Annotated in this window: 17 protein-coding genes; 1 reads left to right on the plus strand and 16 read right to left on the minus strand. The window is 27.9% G+C overall.

What is annotated here, in order from left to right:
• Positions 1–16: 16 nt before the first annotated feature.
• The 9 genes from NMG68_RS03550 to NMG68_RS03580 form a co-directional block, all read right to left on the minus strand.
• Positions 17–811, minus strand: a complete 795-nt coding sequence (locus NMG68_RS03550; RefSeq protein WP_255034593.1) for a hypothetical protein — start codon at positions 809–811, stop codon at positions 17–19.
• 91 nt (positions 812–902) lie between these two features.
• Entirely contained in the window at positions 903–1,049 is a 147-nt protein-coding gene (locus tag NMG68_RS03935) for an IS3 family transposase (protein ID WP_392391127.1), read from the minus strand.
• Between the two features lie 1,341 nt (positions 1,050–2,390).
• Positions 2,391–3,467, minus strand: coding sequence for a UvrD-helicase domain-containing protein (locus tag NMG68_RS03555; RefSeq protein WP_255034594.1), 1,077 nt, complete (start codon positions 3,465–3,467; stop codon positions 2,391–2,393).
• Between the two features lie 2 nt (positions 3,468–3,469).
• Positions 3,470–5,098 carry an ATP-dependent nuclease gene (locus NMG68_RS03560; RefSeq protein ID WP_255034595.1) on the minus strand — a complete coding sequence of 543 codons (1,629 nt, stop codon included), beginning with the start codon at positions 5,096–5,098 and terminating at the stop codon, positions 3,470–3,472.
• A 317-nt stretch (positions 5,099–5,415) separates the two neighbouring features.
• Positions 5,416–5,556: an IS3 family transposase gene (locus NMG68_RS03565; protein WP_255034596.1), complete on the minus strand. Its 141-nt coding sequence runs from the start codon at positions 5,554–5,556 to the stop codon at positions 5,416–5,418.
• Positions 5,532–5,921, minus strand: a complete 390-nt coding sequence (locus tag NMG68_RS03570) for a hypothetical protein (RefSeq protein WP_255034597.1) — start codon at positions 5,919–5,921, stop codon at positions 5,532–5,534. The genes NMG68_RS03565 and NMG68_RS03570 overlap by 25 nt, the downstream gene beginning before the upstream one ends.
• A gap of 57 nt (positions 5,922–5,978) precedes the next feature.
• The gene (locus NMG68_RS03940; RefSeq protein WP_392391128.1) at positions 5,979–6,050 is read right to left on the minus strand and encodes a hypothetical protein; all 72 of its coding nucleotides are present in this window, start codon (positions 6,048–6,050) and stop codon (positions 5,979–5,981) included.
• On the minus strand, positions 6,035–6,313 hold the full coding sequence (locus NMG68_RS03575) for a hypothetical protein (protein ID WP_255034598.1): 279 nt from the start codon (positions 6,311–6,313) through the stop codon (positions 6,035–6,037). The genes NMG68_RS03940 and NMG68_RS03575 overlap by 16 nt, the downstream gene beginning before the upstream one ends.
• A 359-nt stretch (positions 6,314–6,672) precedes the next feature.
• A complete protein-coding gene (locus NMG68_RS03580) occupies positions 6,673–6,798 on the minus strand; it encodes a hypothetical protein (protein WP_255034599.1) in 126 nt (41 codons plus the stop codon).
• 167 nt (positions 6,799–6,965) lie between these two features.
• Here NMG68_RS03580 and NMG68_RS03585 point away from each other — a divergent pair, with 167 nt between their 5' ends.
• A complete protein-coding gene (locus tag NMG68_RS03585) occupies positions 6,966–7,511 on the plus strand; it encodes a restriction endonuclease subunit S (protein WP_255034600.1) in 546 nt (181 codons plus the stop codon).
• A gap of 300 nt (positions 7,512–7,811) precedes the next feature.
• Here the strand turns inward: NMG68_RS03585 and NMG68_RS03590 are convergent, their stop codons facing one another.
• The 7 genes from NMG68_RS03590 to NMG68_RS03620 form a co-directional block, all read right to left on the minus strand.
• Positions 7,812–8,906 (minus strand): hypothetical protein, encoded by a 1,095-nt coding sequence (locus tag NMG68_RS03590; protein WP_255034601.1) that lies wholly within the window; start codon positions 8,904–8,906, stop codon positions 7,812–7,814.
• 2 nt (positions 8,907–8,908) lie between these two features.
• Positions 8,909–10,114, minus strand: coding sequence for an ABC transporter ATP-binding protein (locus tag NMG68_RS03595; protein WP_255034602.1), 1,206 nt, complete (start codon positions 10,112–10,114; stop codon positions 8,909–8,911).
• A gap of 11 nt (positions 10,115–10,125) precedes the next feature.
• Positions 10,126–11,172 (minus strand): sugar ABC transporter permease, encoded by a 1,047-nt coding sequence (locus tag NMG68_RS03600; protein WP_255034603.1) that lies wholly within the window; start codon positions 11,170–11,172, stop codon positions 10,126–10,128.
• 2 nt (positions 11,173–11,174) lie between these two features.
• Positions 11,175–14,216 (minus strand): ABC transporter permease subunit, encoded by a 3,042-nt coding sequence (locus NMG68_RS03605; protein WP_255034604.1) that lies wholly within the window; start codon positions 14,214–14,216, stop codon positions 11,175–11,177.
• A 3-nt stretch (positions 14,217–14,219) separates the two neighbouring features.
• Entirely contained in the window at positions 14,220–14,636 is a 417-nt protein-coding gene (locus tag NMG68_RS03610; protein WP_255034605.1) for a hypothetical protein, read from the minus strand.
• Between the two features lie 156 nt (positions 14,637–14,792).
• Positions 14,793–17,453 carry a hypothetical protein gene (locus NMG68_RS03615; RefSeq protein ID WP_255034606.1) on the minus strand — a complete coding sequence of 887 codons (2,661 nt, stop codon included), beginning with the start codon at positions 17,451–17,453 and terminating at the stop codon, positions 14,793–14,795.
• A 28-nt stretch (positions 17,454–17,481) separates the two neighbouring features.
• The gene (locus tag NMG68_RS03620; RefSeq protein WP_255034607.1) at positions 17,482–17,931 is read right to left on the minus strand and encodes a hypothetical protein; all 450 of its coding nucleotides are present in this window, start codon (positions 17,929–17,931) and stop codon (positions 17,482–17,484) included.
• Positions 17,932–18,640 lie beyond the last annotated feature (709 nt).

The raw sequence follows: 18,640 nt of genomic DNA on the forward strand, positions 1-18,640 counted from the left end.
TATTATCTAGATTACTTTAATCTGTTTCTAATTTTCGATATTTTACAAAGTTTTGGTATATTGGTTTTATTGTACCGTTATAATTCGTTGTATATTTTCCAAGTATTGCAATATCATATTTAGCATTTATGTCTATATCGTCTTTATTTATAAATCTTCAAACCTTTGTTTTATATTTTCATTCATTATTTGCTTTTTGTGTTTTTAGTATTAGGTTATAAAATACATTATTATTTGATTTTATATCTTTTGATGTTTTATTATTTTTTGGAATTACTTTTTCAACATCTAATTTAACAGTTCCATAAAATATAAATTCTTTTTCGTTATCTTCAGGTTTTAGAGGTCTATTAATGCTTTTTGTAGGTATTCTTATATATTTTCTTTTTTCCTTATTAAATATATCTATAAAAGAATGTTCATGATTCAAACCAGTTACATAAGTTTCATTTAATTTTTCATTATCTATACGTATATTCAACAATGTATTCAATCTTGCTTCTAGTTTGTCACTTATTTTCTTTTCACTATACCCTTTTAAAAAATCTTTAATTTGATCCGTTTTTTCATATATGTATGAATACGAGCATCCTTCTTCATGATTTGATGAGGGTAGTTTTGATAAATATTCTCTTTTTCTTGATGTTTTATGTGTGAATGATAGTCCTGCTATCTTACATTCAGGACAAAACATTCTTCCTCTAAAATAAGATATGTCTCCATTTTTTATTTTATATTCGTGTTGAACTTCTGATATCGAATGACAACTATTATCTTTAATAAAGAAGAATTCATAAAAAATTTTATACATTTAATTTCTCTGAAGGTACCCCAAAAACACAGACCTAATGCAGCACATCAAGCGCTGCTATTTTTTGTTTAGTAATTAAATTATTTATATACTAAACAGGATTCTTAAATCCGAGTCTGTGTTTTATTCTATCTTCATTGTAATATTTAATATATTTATCTATAGTTCGTTTTAGTTCTGAATAACTATTGTAGGTTCTATCGTAATAAATTTCTTGCTTGAGAATAGCAAAAAAAATTCTCTATAAAAGCATTATCTAAACAATTATCTTTTCTAGATATGCTTTGAAAAATTTTAGCTTTTTTAGTTTCTCGGAATATCTCTTCATCTAATACGCCCAACTTAGATCTGAATGAAAGGTTCTACGATAAGAACAACCTCTGAAGTAACCTTAATCACCTTGTTCAATACATTCATTATGTTCTGTGAAGAAGGTTGTTTACTAATTGAATAACTGATAATTTCACCATTACACATATCGATAAATGGATCTGAATATAGTTTTTGAATGATCTTATTACCTTTCAAATCTGTTTCATAATACTTGAATTCTGTTGTGTCTATAGCTATTTTTGATCAAGAATGTTTGTTGAAAAACGTCTATTAATTCTGTTAGGCGCAATTTTTCCAACATTACCTTTATGTGAATAATATTTACGACTTTTTCTACTAAAAGTTGTTACTTGTAATCCAAGCTTTGAACTATTCGCTTAACCCTCTTTTTTTATTAATTCGCCGTCGTTTCTTAATTCTGCACATATCCTTTTATTTTATAACCATAAACCTTATGATTAGCGAGTATTTTTAGAATTTTTGTTCTATTTCTTCATCTTTATTAGATTTATTTTCATTATCTTTTCAATAAAAATAAGTAGATTTTGTTAGGTTAGAAATCTAGAGAAGGCGTTTTAATTTGTGTCTTTTTTAGACATTTACGATGCTAAGTACCTTTTTCATTTTCTTTTTGCATAGCATCCTTTCTCAATCTCCTTAAGACTTTTAAATAGTCTATTTCCAATCTAGCTAAGTAAAGTTTTCTCTTATAGAATTCAATTATTTTTTGTCAGACAAATCTGAAAGATCTTTCTCATTTAATTCATCATAATTTATTTTTCTTTTCTTGTTTTCAGATTTTTTCAAAGTGCATTTTCTATCCCGACTACCTTCAAGTAATCTTTGCGGTTTGCGCCTATTAAAATGATTAACTCATTGATAAAAGGTTGATGAACTATGAATTCTATACTCAAAGGATAGCTCTTGATAGGTGATATTCCTTGTTGAAACTGTATACAGTTTCTATAGAATGAACGGGTAGTGTATTTCTTGTTATTTCTTAGGTAATCAACGCCTAATCTTTTACAGATATTTACTCAGATATTTATTAACAATATCGATTTTAAATTAAACCGCTTTTATACTCGATAATATTTCAAATTTTGTTTTAAACATGTTTCCACTACTTTTTTCTTGAATCTGTAGCTGAATTTAACATAAAAAAATACCTCCGAAAAGTTTGTTATTCGGGGAGGGTACCTTCACCTTCTACTTAATATTCCTATGTTTATATTTTTTGTGTAGGTTAGATTTTATCGAAAGGAAAAAATTTGATATTATCATTTTTAATTTTCCCTTTATTCACTATTACCACTCTATGTTTTGCTCTAGTTATTGCAATATAAAATTTTGCTCTAGTTTGTTCTTTTAACTTATAGTTGACATCATTAATCCATTCATCAAAATCATTGGTTGTATATATTAATACACTCTCAAACTCTAACCCTTTCGACTCACCAAAGTTATATACAGGATATTTATCCGCAACCTTAACTTTTGCGCTAAATCGAAGTTGTACCGCATTATATTTCTGTAGATATAAAGATACATCTTTTTCGTCAATTTGAAAGACTCCTTCATCGTCTTTATCGCACTTGCGTTTCGATTCTACAGCCTTCATTTCGGGATACAATAAATTTGCTAATTGTGTTATTTGATCATTACATCTATGAGTGTTATTTAATGTAGTTTCATCTACTATAATATTACCCTTGCAATTATTATTGATGAATTCTTTTATCTTTCCGTTCTTATATTTAATATGCTTGCGCGTGTTATGTGTTGCAAATGCACATTGCCTCGGATCCCCTAGCATTACTACATCTACATTACTATCAATAAGTTTTTTTAGAACTTCATGGTCGTATCCAACTAAATCTTGAACTTCATCTACGTATATTTTGCTATAAATTTTCTTAATACGATTTATTACTTCTTCTCCATTTAACTCATTCAATAAACAAGCAAAATCAGAGATTTTTTCATTATGCAGCTTACCATTTTTTACATAATATTTAATGTCGTTTCTACTTAAAAATCTATTATTATCCTTATTATCAAGAATAATCCCTTTTATCTTACATTCTAATTTAATGCCTTGATATGGATAGATTCATTCGTTTAGCAAAAAACTCATCCAAGTGCATATAATAATATTCGAAGGTATGTAACCTAACTTTTTTTTAATTCTATCTCTTATTTGATTAGTATTATTTATTGTATAAGTTGTAATCAATACCTTTTCATTAGTATTAATAACCTCTTCTATTATTTTATGAGTTTTTCCAGCACCTGCAGCAGCAATATACAATCTACTAGACATATCTAATCATCTTTTTTACAAAGCAAGTCTATTGCATCATTAATATATTGGGGATAATTTATTTTTTCAGGATTGTTAAAGATGGCTAATGCTACAGATGTTTTATTATTTTTCATATATAAACAAAGATCGTCTTCATTTTCAAAATTTTTATCTAAAATTTTATTTAAACTATGAAGCGAATTAGCTCTTATTATACATGGTTCTAATGTATTATTGTTATAGTTCTCAATTTTTCCGTTGTAATCATGTTCTTCAATGTCGTAACATATATTTATAAACTCCTTTTGATTTTCATCTAAATATTCTTTAAAACTATTTTTTAAAGTTGACACTTTTCCATCGTTATCTTTTACAACGATAGTATTAATATTTAGTTTTTCAGCTATTTCAAGAAATCTTAAAAACGAAGTTCCTACCGAAATAATATCTATATTGTCATGTATTGGTAGTCTGTTAGTTCTATCTAAATAAGCTCGTTGCAAAACTAATTCATCTGAATCACCTTCAACTAAAACAACTTTTTTTGAAAGAATCATTCTCAAGGTATCGTATCCTGATATCTTTTTAAAAAAATCAAAAGTATCTTTTTTTAGACTGGAAAAGCTTGTTCACAAATTTTGATTTACCATAATTATTGAAGATAAACCTAACTTATTTGCTACAAAACTACTATGCGTAGTAATAAAAACTTGCTTCGAGTCCCTAGCTTGCTCAATATTATAAATGATTCTATTTAGATATGAATTTGACAGATGACATTCTGGTTCTTCAAACAATAATACTCTTTTTTTATCATCTATATTTTTTATAGCCAAATCAGTTTTCATCATACACTGATTTCCTTGACCTATATTGTCGTATATTACATCATCTAACTGCGTTGCAATATTGTTTCATCACGAATCGTTGTTACCGTAATTAACCGTTATAGAATAGTTGTTTCCGGTGCCTTCTCTTATCCTATTATTAATTTCATGAATATTAGATTCTTGTAAAAATCGATCATTAACTCGTCTATATACTTGCGATATATTTACAATATCGCTATCAGATAACATATTTTTAACTACGCTATCTACATACAAATTAGAGCCATTACGACTTGCATTAGCATTGATATATGAAGCTTTTAAGGGTATGCTTCTACTTGTAATAGTTTGTCTAGAAAAAGATTCTCAAGTAACAGTATAATATTCTAATGGTAACGAAATTAAATTTTTCTTATCTAACAAGGAATATTCTTTACCATAAGCTTCATCAAAATGAATAGATAGTTTTACACCAGGTTTATTTTTTAATTTTAATGAGTTATTATCACCTAAAAATTCAGGTATATCATCACTCAAATAAGCTTCTATTATAATTTCAGGTAGATCTGGCGATTTTTCATCAGAAACTTCATTAATATATTCTTTTACAACATCATTATTAAATAAGTATTGAGATATATTATTTTTGATGTTTTTACCTTTATAATAACCTGTTAAAACTAGATTAATTGCTTCTAAAATGGTTGTTTTTCCTGCCCCATTATTCCCAACCAATATGTTCATGTCTTTATTAAAATTGATTTCGAACCAATTTTTGTAACATTTAAAATTTTTAGTTCTTAGTTTATCTATTTGCAAAATATATACCTATATCTTTCGTAATTTTTAATGTTTTTATTTCCCTTTTATTAATCTATTTTATTAAATAGTTATTATCTATTTCGATAATAAATTTAATTCCGTTTATATTGAATTGGATATGAAACTTTTATGGAATGTTCTAATAAACATTCTGAGAAAATTTCAAAATTCCAATGATATATTGTTTACGATTCCAATTTTTAGAACTTTTAATGCAACCTGCTATGGGTTGCATTATTTTGTTCTTTAATCAAGTTCAATCGATATTGAATCAGAGTCTTAAACCCTAATCTTTGTTTTATTCTGATTTCATTTTAATATTTAATAAATTTTTCAATCTCTGATTTCAATTGTTCATAACTTAAATAAGTTTTGTCGTAGAAAATTTCTTGTTTAATTATTGAGAAAAAGTTTTCAACATCTACATTATCTAAAAATTTTCCTTTTCTAGACATACTTTGGAATATATTTGCATACTTAAGTATTTTTTGATAAATTTTCGTCTGATAAACTGAATCTTGATTTGAATGAAATTTTCTTCTGTAACAACAATCTGAAGTAGTTTTCATAACTTTTCTAACGCACTAATTATGTTTTGTAATGTTGGTTGTTCGCTAATATAATAACTTATAACTTCACCATTACATAAATCTATAAATAGATCTAAATAAGGTTTTTCTGCTACCCTAACACCATTTCCGTTTATGATGTAATATTTGAATTCTGTAGTGTCTGTAACGATTTTTTGGTTAAGAATATTCGTTAAAAAACATCTCTTAATTTTATTAGGCGCATTTATTAGGCGCAATTTTTCCAACATTGCCTTTATAAGAGTTATATTTGCGAGTTTTCTTGCTGTAAGTTGTTACTTGTAAACTTAATTTTTAACTAATCTTTGAACTTTCTTTTTATTTATTAATAAACCACCATGTTTTAATTCAGCATGTATTCTACGATAGCCTTAATCCTTATTTTTGCTCTTATTTGAATAATTTTATTTTCAATTTCCTTATCAGGATTAAGTCTATCTAAACGAGATTTTCAATAATAAAATGTGGTTTTGAAAATATTAGCAATTAACAGAAGGTCGTTTAATTTGTGTTCTTTTTTAAAACCGATGACTGCGCGCATCCTTCTTTCATTTTCGCTTCGTCTATTTTTCTCAGTTTTTTTTAATTCTTTTAAAAATCGACTTCTAAATTTAATAATCAAACTTTTCTTTAGAACTCCTTCATTGCTTCTTTGTAAAAAGAAGACTTATCTTATTATTTGGCTATTTTTCCGTATAAAAGCTTTATTTTTTGTTATTGTTCTTCGTATTTTTTAAAACTACTTTTCTACCACGTTTAGAAGGCAACAAACCTAATGGACCTAATTTTTGATAGTGCATTACTAAATATTTAACATAGGATGAATTCGAAACATTAAGTTTTCTGCTATTTCTCTATAGGTGGAATCCTTCTTTAAATATAGTTCTATTATACGGAGTTTTCATCAAATGAATATTTCTTATATTTCCTGCGTTTTTGCTTTTTTTCTTAATGATTCCAATTCATATTCTTTAAAATCCTTTACTTGATTTGCGATAGAAATTGGTGTTTTATGCCGTATTTCTTAGCGATTGTATTATATCCATCTTCACAATTTAGATATGATTTAACTGCTTTCTTTTTTGATACATAATTGTATTTAGACATAAAAACTTGCCTCCAAAAAGTTTTATGTTTTTTTGGGGTCAGCATAAATTAATAAATAAAAAATAATCTGAGAAATGTTTGTATAAGCAAGATCTAAAAATAACTTTTATTTGTTTATAAAAAAGTAGATAAACGATAATTTAGAAAAGATGGCATATGATATTTATATGCACAATTTCTTTTCTAAAAAACCTAATGGAAAATTAAAAGACATTTTACTCGAAGCTCCTAAATCAAAGGTAAAAGTAGGTGAAGCTAGAGCGCTTAATAATGGATTATATCCATTTTTTACAAGTGGAGAATCTATTTTAAATTGAAATGAAGCATTAACTGATGGTAGAAACTGTTTCTTAAACACAGGCGGAATTGGTGATGTTAAATTCTATGTTGGTAAAGCGTCATATTCTACAGACACTTGATGTATTTCTGGGAATTTAAATATGTCAGATTATCTATATTTATTATTGTTTTCTATTAAATCTGAAATACGAGAAAAATTTTTCCAAGGAACAAGTTTAAAACATTTACAAAAAGATTTCCTAAAGAATAAAGATATTTATATCCCTAAAAAAATGGAATTAGATTTATTTAACAAACAAATAGTTCCCATATTTGATATTATTTCTATAATTTTTAGAGAAAATAAAGAATTGACTTCTCTTAGGGATTATCTTTTACCGTTATTATTTAATAGTCAAGTTACTATTAACTAAAAAATCATTTTTTAACAAAGATAAATTTTGAAAAAAAACGGTAAATTGATGTTTTTTATAAAAAAAATATTGCATTGAATATCGCAATATAATGAATATTATTTTAATGAATTATTAGTTTAGGATAAGTTTTATTTATCTAAATTTTATTTAAAATAAATTATCGTTTATAACAAATTATCGTTTATAACAAAATAACAACTACTTATTCTAATAACAAAAGAACCTCCAAAACTTATGTGTTTGGAGGTTTGTAATTTCTTATTTATTTATATAAACTAACTATCTATTCACAACAATCTAAGTTTTAATTAACCCTTCTATCTCTTTCTTAATAGGTGAATTATTAGTATGATCAACTGAACTATTTAAAATTGTTTCAATCTTATTAGATAGTTCAGTTGTATCTTTCATCTCTTGATTAAGAACTGTAGAATTAGTTAAATAACCATATTTTTTCTTAGCTTGGATACATAAGATAACTATAACTAAAGCTAATGCTAAACTTAATCACATACCTCAGTAATTAATTACCTCTGGGTTTTTGATCGTGTTGGGAATTGTAACTTCATTGGTAATCTCAACACCAGATACTTCTGTAACTACTGTTTTGGTTATATTACCATCTACCACTTGGGTTTGAATTGGTTTTAATGATATTAAAAAGAATGTTGCAATCAAAGCAGTTACACATAATCCAACAATATATTTATAGATTTTATCTCCATTTCTAGTTCCTTTAAATAATCATCTTAATACGATAGCTTGAAGAATAGTGGCTATTAAATACAACACTAAGATACACGAACTAAGAATGTTAAAGATATTTTCTAAAGGTGCTGAGTTAGGTACTGAAACTAGAACTGCATTGATATATGCATTAAGTAGTTTTGAAATATTAATTTCATAACGATCGAATTGATTAGAATAATCAACTAAATACATTTGAATACTTTCAGGATTATCACTATATACTTTACTAGCTATCTCTTTAAGTTGGGAAATATAATACTTCTCTGTATTATCAAACTTTAAGAAAGACCCGAAAGCAATCGAATTATGTTGGGGTGATTTTTCTAGAAGAAATTTAATGATTGCCGTTCTACTTGCAGGACATTGACTATTAGATTCATATACCTGTGTTCCTTGATATAAGAATCTCCCATCTTTTAAACTACCTATAGCACTGTCTTTGTTAATTGATAAATGTTCTAATACAAACTGTTTATCTTTATCAACAAAACCAGGGAAGATTGCTATGTAATAGATAAACAGTGCTGCACAGATAACAATCAATATTATTGATAATATTGATAAAACCTTTCTTTTTAAATACTGACCAAAATGTTTAGGTCTTGAGATACAGGTCTGGTTATGAATATAATTATGTTTCATAACTAATTTATCCTTTGTTCTGATTGTTTATCAAAGATATGGATTCTATTAAGAACAAATGAAACATATACTTCACTGTATAGTTCATACTCAACATCATTAGGAGCATTAATAATTAATTCAAAGGTTGTATCACCAATAACTACGGCTACTAATTGGTCTTTACCAATTAGTTCGATATTCATAATTGTTCCTTTGACACTATTAGGTAGTTCTTCTTTAGAGATCTTGATGTCTTCACTTCTAAAACCAATAACTAGTTCTTGGTTTTGTGAAAGTTTTTCTTTGATAGGTTCTTCTACTTCTAATTCAACTTTGTTGTTGGTTGAGATAATCTTATTATCTTTATAAGTTGCTTCAAAAGTATTCATAGTTGGAGATCCTATGAATTTGGCTACGAAAATATTGGCTGGTTTGAAATACAACTCACGACCTGTACCAGATTGTTGAATTGAACCATCATTAAATACAACAATCTGGTTACCCATAGTCATGGCTTCTAATTGGTCGTGGGTTACATAAATACTTGTGGTTTGTAACATTCTATGAATGTTTACAATTTCACGTCGCATGCTTTCACGGAGTTTAGCATCTAAGTTAGATAATGGTTCGTCCATTAAGAATACTAATGGTTTACGAGCAATCGCTCTACCGATTGCTACCCTTTGTCTTTGACCACCTGAAAGATCTTTAGGCTTACGATATAAATAATCTGATATCCTTAAAATTTTAGCTACGTCTTTAACTCTTCGGTCAATAACATCCTTACGTTCTTTAGCAATCTTTAAACCAAATGAAATGTTGTTATAAACATTCATATGCGGGTACAAAGCATATGATTGAAACACCATAGCTATGTTTCTTTCATTTGGTAACAAGTTATTATACCTTTTATTGTTAAATAACAAATCGCCCTTGGTAATTGAATTAAGCCCTGCAATCATTCTTAATAGAGTTGTCTTACCACAACCACTAGGTCCTAGAAAGATACAAAACGTTCCTGGTTTAATTTCTAGATTAATATCTTTTAAAGTATATTTCTCATTCCCTTCATATTTCTTTGAAACATTAACTAATTTAATATGAGCACCATTAACTGCTTTGGTTTCAGAACCTAATTCATTAATTAGTTTATCTAGATCAATGCTATCAAAGCCTTGATCTAGATCATCTTCTAATAGTTCATTATTGATATTTTTATCTTGCATAATTTTAATTATTATCCTTTAACAGCTCCATCACTTAAACCACCTATTATGTATCTTTGTAGATACATAAATAGAACAAATGCTGGTAGAGAAGCTAATAATGTACCCATAGTATAAGCACCAGCTTGTAAATCTTGTTGGTTACTTAAGAATAGTTGTAATCCACTTGCTAATGTTTTATCTTGTTGGTTTGGTAGTACCAAACTAGGTAACAAGATATCAGTAAATGGAATTAAGAAAGATCACAAAGCAACCATAATTAAGGCAGGTCTGATTACTGGTAATAAGATCTTGAAGAATAATCCTCAGTTGTTACAACCATCGATTTTAGCTGAATCATCTAATTCAGATGAAATCGTATCTAGATAACTCTTAACCATAAAGGTATTACCAGCAATCGCTCCACCTGAATAGATTAGTACCAACATTATGATTGGTGATACTTTGATATCAGTCCCTAATTGAACAATAATGTATAGAACAATTAAAGATGATGTTGCTGGGATCATCTGAATCAACATTATGATTGTTAATGAATGTTTTGATCCTGCGAATTTAAATCTTGAATAAGCATAAGCATTAAGCGCAACAGCTACAGTTGATATTAAAGCAGTAAACCCAGCTATATATAAAGTGTTTTTATATCAATCCCCAAAGTATGATCTGGTTTGTGGGTCTAGAATGTATTCTGTTCCAAATAAATTAAAAGTAGATGAATTCTTTTCTCTTAGAGCACTAACAGCTTCTGCTGTTAATTGATCTACATTACGATATTTAAATAAATAGAATAAATTGTCAAACCCAAATTTAAATGGGGTAACTGTAGCAACCCGTGGGTTGTTAACATTAAATGAAGCGATTAACAAACTAATTACTGGGAATAGGATGATTAATGATCAGAATACTAATAATAAGTAGTTAAAACATAATCATACTAATTCTGATTTAGTAGGCGGTTTAGCATCTAGTTCATTAAATGTTAAACGCTTTTTAGTTAACTGGTTCGGATCGATTTTTATACAGTCGAATGTCTTTTGATAAATCTTAGTTTTGTTCATAATTAATCTTTTCGACTCATTGATTTAATAAATCCTCTTAAAGCAATACCAATACTAAACATTGAAGCTAATGTAGCTAAAGCAGCACCGAATGCTTGGTTACCAGGGAATTGTACTCCTTGCGGGTTAGATAACTTAAATACTCAAGAAACAATAATATCCGTAGCACCTTCACCAAACGGAGTAGGTTTAGCATAAGCAGGACCACCATTGTTAAATAAGAAGATTGTTGTAAAGTTATTAAATGATCCTACGAATAAAGCGATTAGTAATGGCGAGATTGATAATAATAACTGTGGTAAGGTTAGATACCAAAATAAATGTCTTGATTTTGCTCCATCAACAGATCCAGCTTCATAAATATCTTTAGGTATTGATTGTAAATTACTAGTAACCAACATAAAGATCCAAGCATATCCAATTCAGGTTTGTACTATAATTAACAATGCTCTTGTTCAAGATATATCATTCAACCAAGATTTTGGTTGAATGTGGAACAAGTAAAACAAGATTGTATTGATATAACCGGTTTCGCCTGCTGCAAACATTGTTTTAATAAAACCTACAGTAACAAAAGCTGGAATTGCTCAAGGTAAGATAAAGATTATTCTAAAGATCTTTCTTCCCTTGATTCTTGGGTTATTAGTAAGTATTGCTACTAATATCCCAAGAGCTATTGGAATTAAAGTAGAAGCAAAAGTTCAGATCACAGTCCAGAATAAAACATTACCAACAGAACCTAATAAATTAGATTCTCGTAATGTTCATCATCGACCTCATTGTTCTAATCCTACCCAATCTACTGATCTATTAGGTGGAATATGATTAAATCCAATGTTAGTAAATGATAACAACACAGAAGTAACAACAGGTGATACGACAACAAACAACATTAATACTCAACCAAAGATTGAGATCATTCAAGGGAATCCTGAGGTTGATAATCATCTCTTAGAATGGCTTCATTGACTTGGTCGACATCCATAATATAACGCTTTAGCCACTCTATTAGCACTAATGGCTGATATCAAGAAATATATCAGCATAGCACTCATTAAGATAATTGATAACACACCACCAAACAAGTAGTATCTAGCATCTCCATGATCACTAGCACCTAGATCTATAACTCCAAAGATACCTTTCATTTTCTCAGTATACTGACCTAAAATGAAAGGCAAGAATAATGCATAATTTACGATTGTAAATAAAAGCATTAAGATTCCTTTGATGTATTGCTTAAAGAATATTAATTCACAAGCACCAGGAATTAGAAAACCTAGTAATCAACTAAATCGTTTAACATTAATTGAAGTTTCTATCGGGATTGCTTTTTGAGCTTCATTAACTTTGCTTTCAAAAATCTTTTTATTAATCTTTTGTTCAGCAAACTCTCTTATAAATAATGTTTTTAAGGTTTCTTTGTTTCTTAAGATTTTCGAACTTAGTTTAAGTTCGTAAATTGCTTCTTTTTTAACTATCTTGATTTCTACTAAACGGTTCTTATAAGCTTGTTTAGAAATCTCTTTAGATGCTAACTTATCTTTTAATTCATTTAAAGAATCTTTATATTGTTTTTTGATTAAAGCTAACTTTTCAGATATCAATTGTTTTTCTTTATCTTGATCAGATTTAGCATAAATCTGATCTAGTTCATGTTTAGCTATTATCTTTTCTTCAAGGAATTTGTTTCTTGTTATTGAATGATCTACTGCATAGTTTTTGTGAGCTGATGATACTGCGTTTTTGTAATCACTTTCATAACTATATTCTTTATATGTATTAGCAATTAATTCATTATATTTAGATTTATATAACGCTTTAGCTTCTTTGTTAATTGATAACTTATTTTTTGCTGAAAAGAAGTTATCATAAGCTATCTTAATAAAACTATTTGTAGCATTACTAATATACTTATTAGTAATTTCTTCTAGGTCGTTTAAGGCTTTTTGTTTGTTTAAGTTTTCTAATTCAGATCAATTGATATTCACTTGATCTTTAACAAAAGTTTCATTTGCTTGCAAGAATTTATAAAAGTCTTTATAGTTCTTGATTTGCAAACTTAGTTTTTGTTGTTCATAAAGTTCTTTTTTCTTATCTTTAATTTGTTTTCTAGCTAAACTAGATTTATCAAAAATCTTTTGGATTTTTAACTTATTAGAGTTCTCAACTTCTAGTATTTGTTTCTTATGATCTTCAACTTTTAACAAAGCTTGTTTTTTAAACTCGTTTGCTTCGTTAGTTGCTTGCTCATACTTCTTGTTGTATTCGTTTTCTATCTTAATTAATCTTTGGTTTGCACTTAAGATAATATTTTGTTTTTCTTGTTCGTATAGTTGTTTATTTAATAAATATGTTTGATCGTATTTTCTTTTTAATTCTTCACGGGTGTTGTATAAACGTAATCTTCTTGTTTCTATCTTGATATAAAGATCTTTTAAATACTTACTAGGATCTGGTAATTTGTTAAGCAGATCTTTTTCATAACTTGATAAGTAAGAATCGATCTTTTTAAGATCGAATTCTTTATCATTAACATTATTTGTGTATGTAAGGATAGTTGAAAACAAACAATAAACTTTAGCAATCTCAGTTTCACTGTGATTGGTTTTTTTCTTAAGAATTTCAATATTTCTTAATTTATCTTCTAAGCTATCTATAGAATTCTTAAGAGAATTAATAAAATCATCAACATACTTTTTGTTTTGTTTCTTCTTAAGTTTTAACTTCTTAAGTTCGTAATTAAGAAGATCATTTAAAGAATCAACATAAGAAAGTTTTCTTATTGAATCTTTAAAAACTTTTAGCTTATTTTTATAAGCTATTTTGTGACTATTTAATTCTCTTTGTAAGTTGTCAGTTATCTTTGTTTTAGCTCGAAGAAAAAGATCTTTATCAATATTGTATCTAGTTTTGATCTCATCCTTCATTCTTAAGAAAACATTCTCGACTTGTTTCTTATAATCCTTTAGGTTATTTGTTGTCTCTGGTAGTTTAGCTTCAAAACTTTCACCATACCAGTTATACAGTTTTAGTTTTTCCATAACCTAGACTGCTCTCCCAACATGTAATTTGTATTGTTCATATTTGAATGTTCTGCGTAGTGCGTGATAATAAAATAAGTTAATAACCAAAGCAACAACCATACTAGCTGATAATACTGAGATTACTGCTCCAATGCCAATCGCAATATCATTATGCCGTTGTATGCCTGTATAAAACGGCATAGCTATTAAAACAGTATAGATAACTATCCAAGTAAAATAGAATAAATAACTTACTTTAACCTTGTGTCTGGCTAGTGTAATGTAAAGCAAAAAGAATAACAGAGTTATTTCGTTACCTATATACGACAAGAAAACAGCGATCTTGCCAGAGCTGATAATCATCTCTTTAGCTTCTTGTCTGTTTTCTTGATTAGATTCATTTACCAATGTATCAATATAAGATTCTTTGAATCCCAAACTAAATGGAATACTAATCCATATGATAAGAAAAAAGGTTAATAAACTTAATATAGTTACATAACTATAAAATGCTTTTTTACTTATATTCGCCCTATATTTTTGATACTTCATTAGTTTTGTTTATTTTATTAATTATAGCTAATGAGTAAGGTATTATTGTTTGCTTGGACCGAAGTTGATTGTGAATGATTGCGCATCTTTAATAGTTGCTAAAGCAGTAGTCATAGAAGCGCTTAATTGATCGCGAACAACTTTTTTAAATGCTTCTTCATTAGTTACGCTATCTTTTTTAGATTTAAAGAATTCAAGGTTACCAAATGTTTTTTCATTTCATGAACCTCAAACTGTGCCAAATTGTGGGTTAGAAACACCAGGGCGTTTAGGTAATGTTTCAAAGATACCAGTTCCATTTTCAGCATATGATTTATCACTAGTAATTACATCTAATATTTTAGATACGATTGAAACATTAGAAGAAGCTTCAACTTTTTTAGCCACATCACTTAAAGTGTAATCAGAAGCCATACCATCTTTTTTAGGCATCTTAGATTGCAATAAACTTAGATCAACTAGCTTGTAAAGCAATGCATTATTTAAGAATTCATAGTACATTAAAGTAACAGCTTTTTTAATTGTTTCAGCGTTTGGCATTGTTTTAGCAATCGCATTCAACAATTTAGTAGCTTTATCAACTGCTGCATTTATTTGCTTAGTAACTTCTGCTTTAGCAGCATCTAGTTTTTCTCCAGTAGGAGCAGTTAAAAGATCAGTAGCTAATTGGTTATTAGTTAATATAGAAGCATCTTTACCATCACCATCATAACCTAGAATTGCATTTTCAAGTTTTCTGAAGTGAATCGCGTTACCATCAAATAATCCTTTGAATACAGTTCGTAAATCTTCAGGTAATGAATTAACAAATGTTTCACTTGGTTTGTTTTCAGATACTGCGTTGTCTTTTAAGAAATCATTTTTAAGTTTTCAAGCTGCTTGTTCGTTTTCAATAGCTTTAACATTATTAGAACCAAAGATAGCAGCTAAAGCGTTCTTAAGTGGAGCAGCATCCATTATTAGTTCTTTATATCTATTAACTAATGATTCAGGTAATTTGCTATCTTTAATCTTATCTTCTCAAAGAGATTTCTTATTTAAATAAGAATCATCTAAAGGCATTTTATTGCTATCAGCTTCAGATGTCGCTTCTCAATCTTTACCTACTCAAGCTTTTAGTTCTAAAATCTTTTTACCTAGTTCATTGTATTTAGCTAACAATTCATCAGAATTTGTATACGTTAAATTAGTAGCTAACTCAGTTAGTTCTTTGTTGTTTATTTTGCTATTTTGATCAATTGCTACTTTAATCTTCTTTTGAACAGATTCAAAGATAGGAACCTTAGAATCAGATAAGAAATATTGATAAGAAGCATTAGGTGAATAGATAGATAACAACATGTTGATAATTGCTAATTTTCTATCTTCACTAGCTGAAGTATTCATTTTATTTCTAACGATACCTCAAGATCAAGAACCAGGAGATTGTAAATATTTAACACCATCTACAACATTAGGTACTGTGAATATAGATTTAACGCCACCATTAGTAATAGCATTACGTAATTCTCAAGTACCAACCATACCAAAATCTAATTTCTTTTCTTTGAATAGTTGATAAATAGTATTTAGATAAGTTCCACCATCACTATTAAATGCTGTTTCTAAGGTGTTCTTTTGAATACCAGCTTTACCTCATGGAGTTTGTTTATATTGTTCATCAGTTAGTTTATAAACTGCTTCATATAACTTATAAAGTAATCCAGAGTTGTAATCTGTTGCTTTAGAAAATAAAGCGTGGTTAGGATCTGTAGTTAATCAACCAGATGAAGCAGCGTTGTTACCTCAATAAACTAGTTTTTCAATCAACGCTTGGTTTTGAAGTTGTTTTTTAACAGCTTCATCTGTCGCTTCATTAATTCTTTTCTCAGTTTCAGCTTGTGTAACACCACCAACAACACCTAAACCAAATCAAAAGTTTTGAGTGTGTCACAACGCTTTACCAGCATTAACTAATTCAGTTAATGAATTAGTATCATTATTCTTAAGAATAGTTAATGCTTCGTTTTCAGTTTTAGGTGAAACAATAAAAATACCTTCGCTGTTGTGTTGTAATGCTAATGCTTCAGCTGCTGGATTATTACCATTTCTACCTAAATAAATACCAAAGTTAATCATTTCCTTAACCTTTTCACTAGGTAGATCAAATGATTTTTTAAGGTGATCAAATATGTTCATGTTGTATACTTTGAACTCATTCAGGTTAATTGCTTGAGCAGCGTCTGCTAAACTGGTAATTTGATCAGCAGGAGCATAGTAAATGTCGGCTATTTGCGGATCATCAACTGTAATAGATTTCATTGATTCTAAAGCTTCGAATACACCTTTATCAATAAATCTAACTCGATACCCCTGCTCATATGATTTAGATTTTTTGAACTCTTTTAAAGCAGCTTTCCACATTTCAACTTGAGCTTGATCTCTGAATAGCTTAATAACTTTTTCATTAGGAGTGCTGCTTGTCGCTAAAACATCGGCTACTTCTTGATCAGTTACAGGGTTAATAGTTATTTGTTGATCTTTAAAAGATAGAACATTATCATTTACAGGATTTGTTTTATCAATAGGATTTGATCCATCTTCAGGTTTTTTGCTGCCAGAATTATCATTTTTACCGTTAAAACAAGAAGATAATGCTGTTGCTGAGATTAATAACCCTCCCCAGAAAACACCAATTAAAGATTTAAGCACTTTTTTCTTCATAAATATTACCTTATTAATTAATTTACAACTATTCGAACGCTAGATCATTTTTCTTATAAGCTATTAAGAATAATATGATCGCAAAGGGTGATAAAAATAAAATTGCCATTATAGTTCCTAAAACAGGAATTCATTTATAAAATTCGGTTTTAGATAGTATATAGTAAGTATGAATCGATAATACAAGATTGATAAGTTCAATAACTGCTATTATAGTTATTAACACTTTAGCTCAAAAACTTTCTTGCAAACCTTTTATAAAAACACCTAATAATAATTGGTTATTATTGTTTTTTGAAAGATTTATTAATCAATACATCATTGCAACGATGCATACGAGAGCTACTATGTTATTTAATGCAAAATAGATGTACTCAAGTATTTTTGGTCTAGATTTTCGTTCTAGTGGTCGTTTCCCAATGAATAATCATCTTAACTTTGTACTAAATGGAACTACTTGAAACTTTATTTTTTTCATAACTCCTACTTTTATTTTGTCATAACGATTAGAAAATAACTGTCATAATCCTAGTCTCTTGTTATGTATAAAGATACATCAACTTGACCAGACAAGATTATAAAATTAAGGTTATAACCTATAAAACCGTTATATTCCTTTAAAATAAAGGAATTTATAAGAAAACATTGCTTTATAAAAACCTTGATAAAGTATTGATTTTTCCTAAAAAAATGACTAACCAAAAGTATATAGGTTTTATCTGCGCGTAAAAGGTATTTATCACTCTATGTATTCTAGCACATCAACTAACAATAAAAATACATAGAGTTTGACTGAAACCGTTGTTTATTGAATTATTAAAGGTAATAGAAAATATATGATTATCCATTTTGCGGTTTTCTTATTAGATTCTAATTAAGGTTTATCTAAATATCTATATCATTAATTGTTGGTCCCATAAAATTGGAATTAAAGAATTTCTCAAAATCCTAAAACTTATATTCATATAAAAAAGGATATATCTTATAAATTAGTTAACTATTCTATTTATTTCAAGCTAAAATTTGAAAAATATGCGGTAATTTTAACTAAAAATAACTTTATAAAAAGTACTAATAATTTATTAAAATAGTTGCCATTTAACTAATTAAATTGGTTAAATATCGTTAATCTTTATTTAAATAGTATAAGTATCCAACTATTAATTAGATTCAAATTTAAAATGAAA

It is taken from the genome of Mycoplasma bradburyae (assembly GCF_024338845.1).
Classification (GTDB): Bacteria; Bacillota_I; Bacilli_A; order Mycoplasmatales; family Mycoplasmoidaceae; genus Mycoplasmoides; species Mycoplasmoides bradburyae.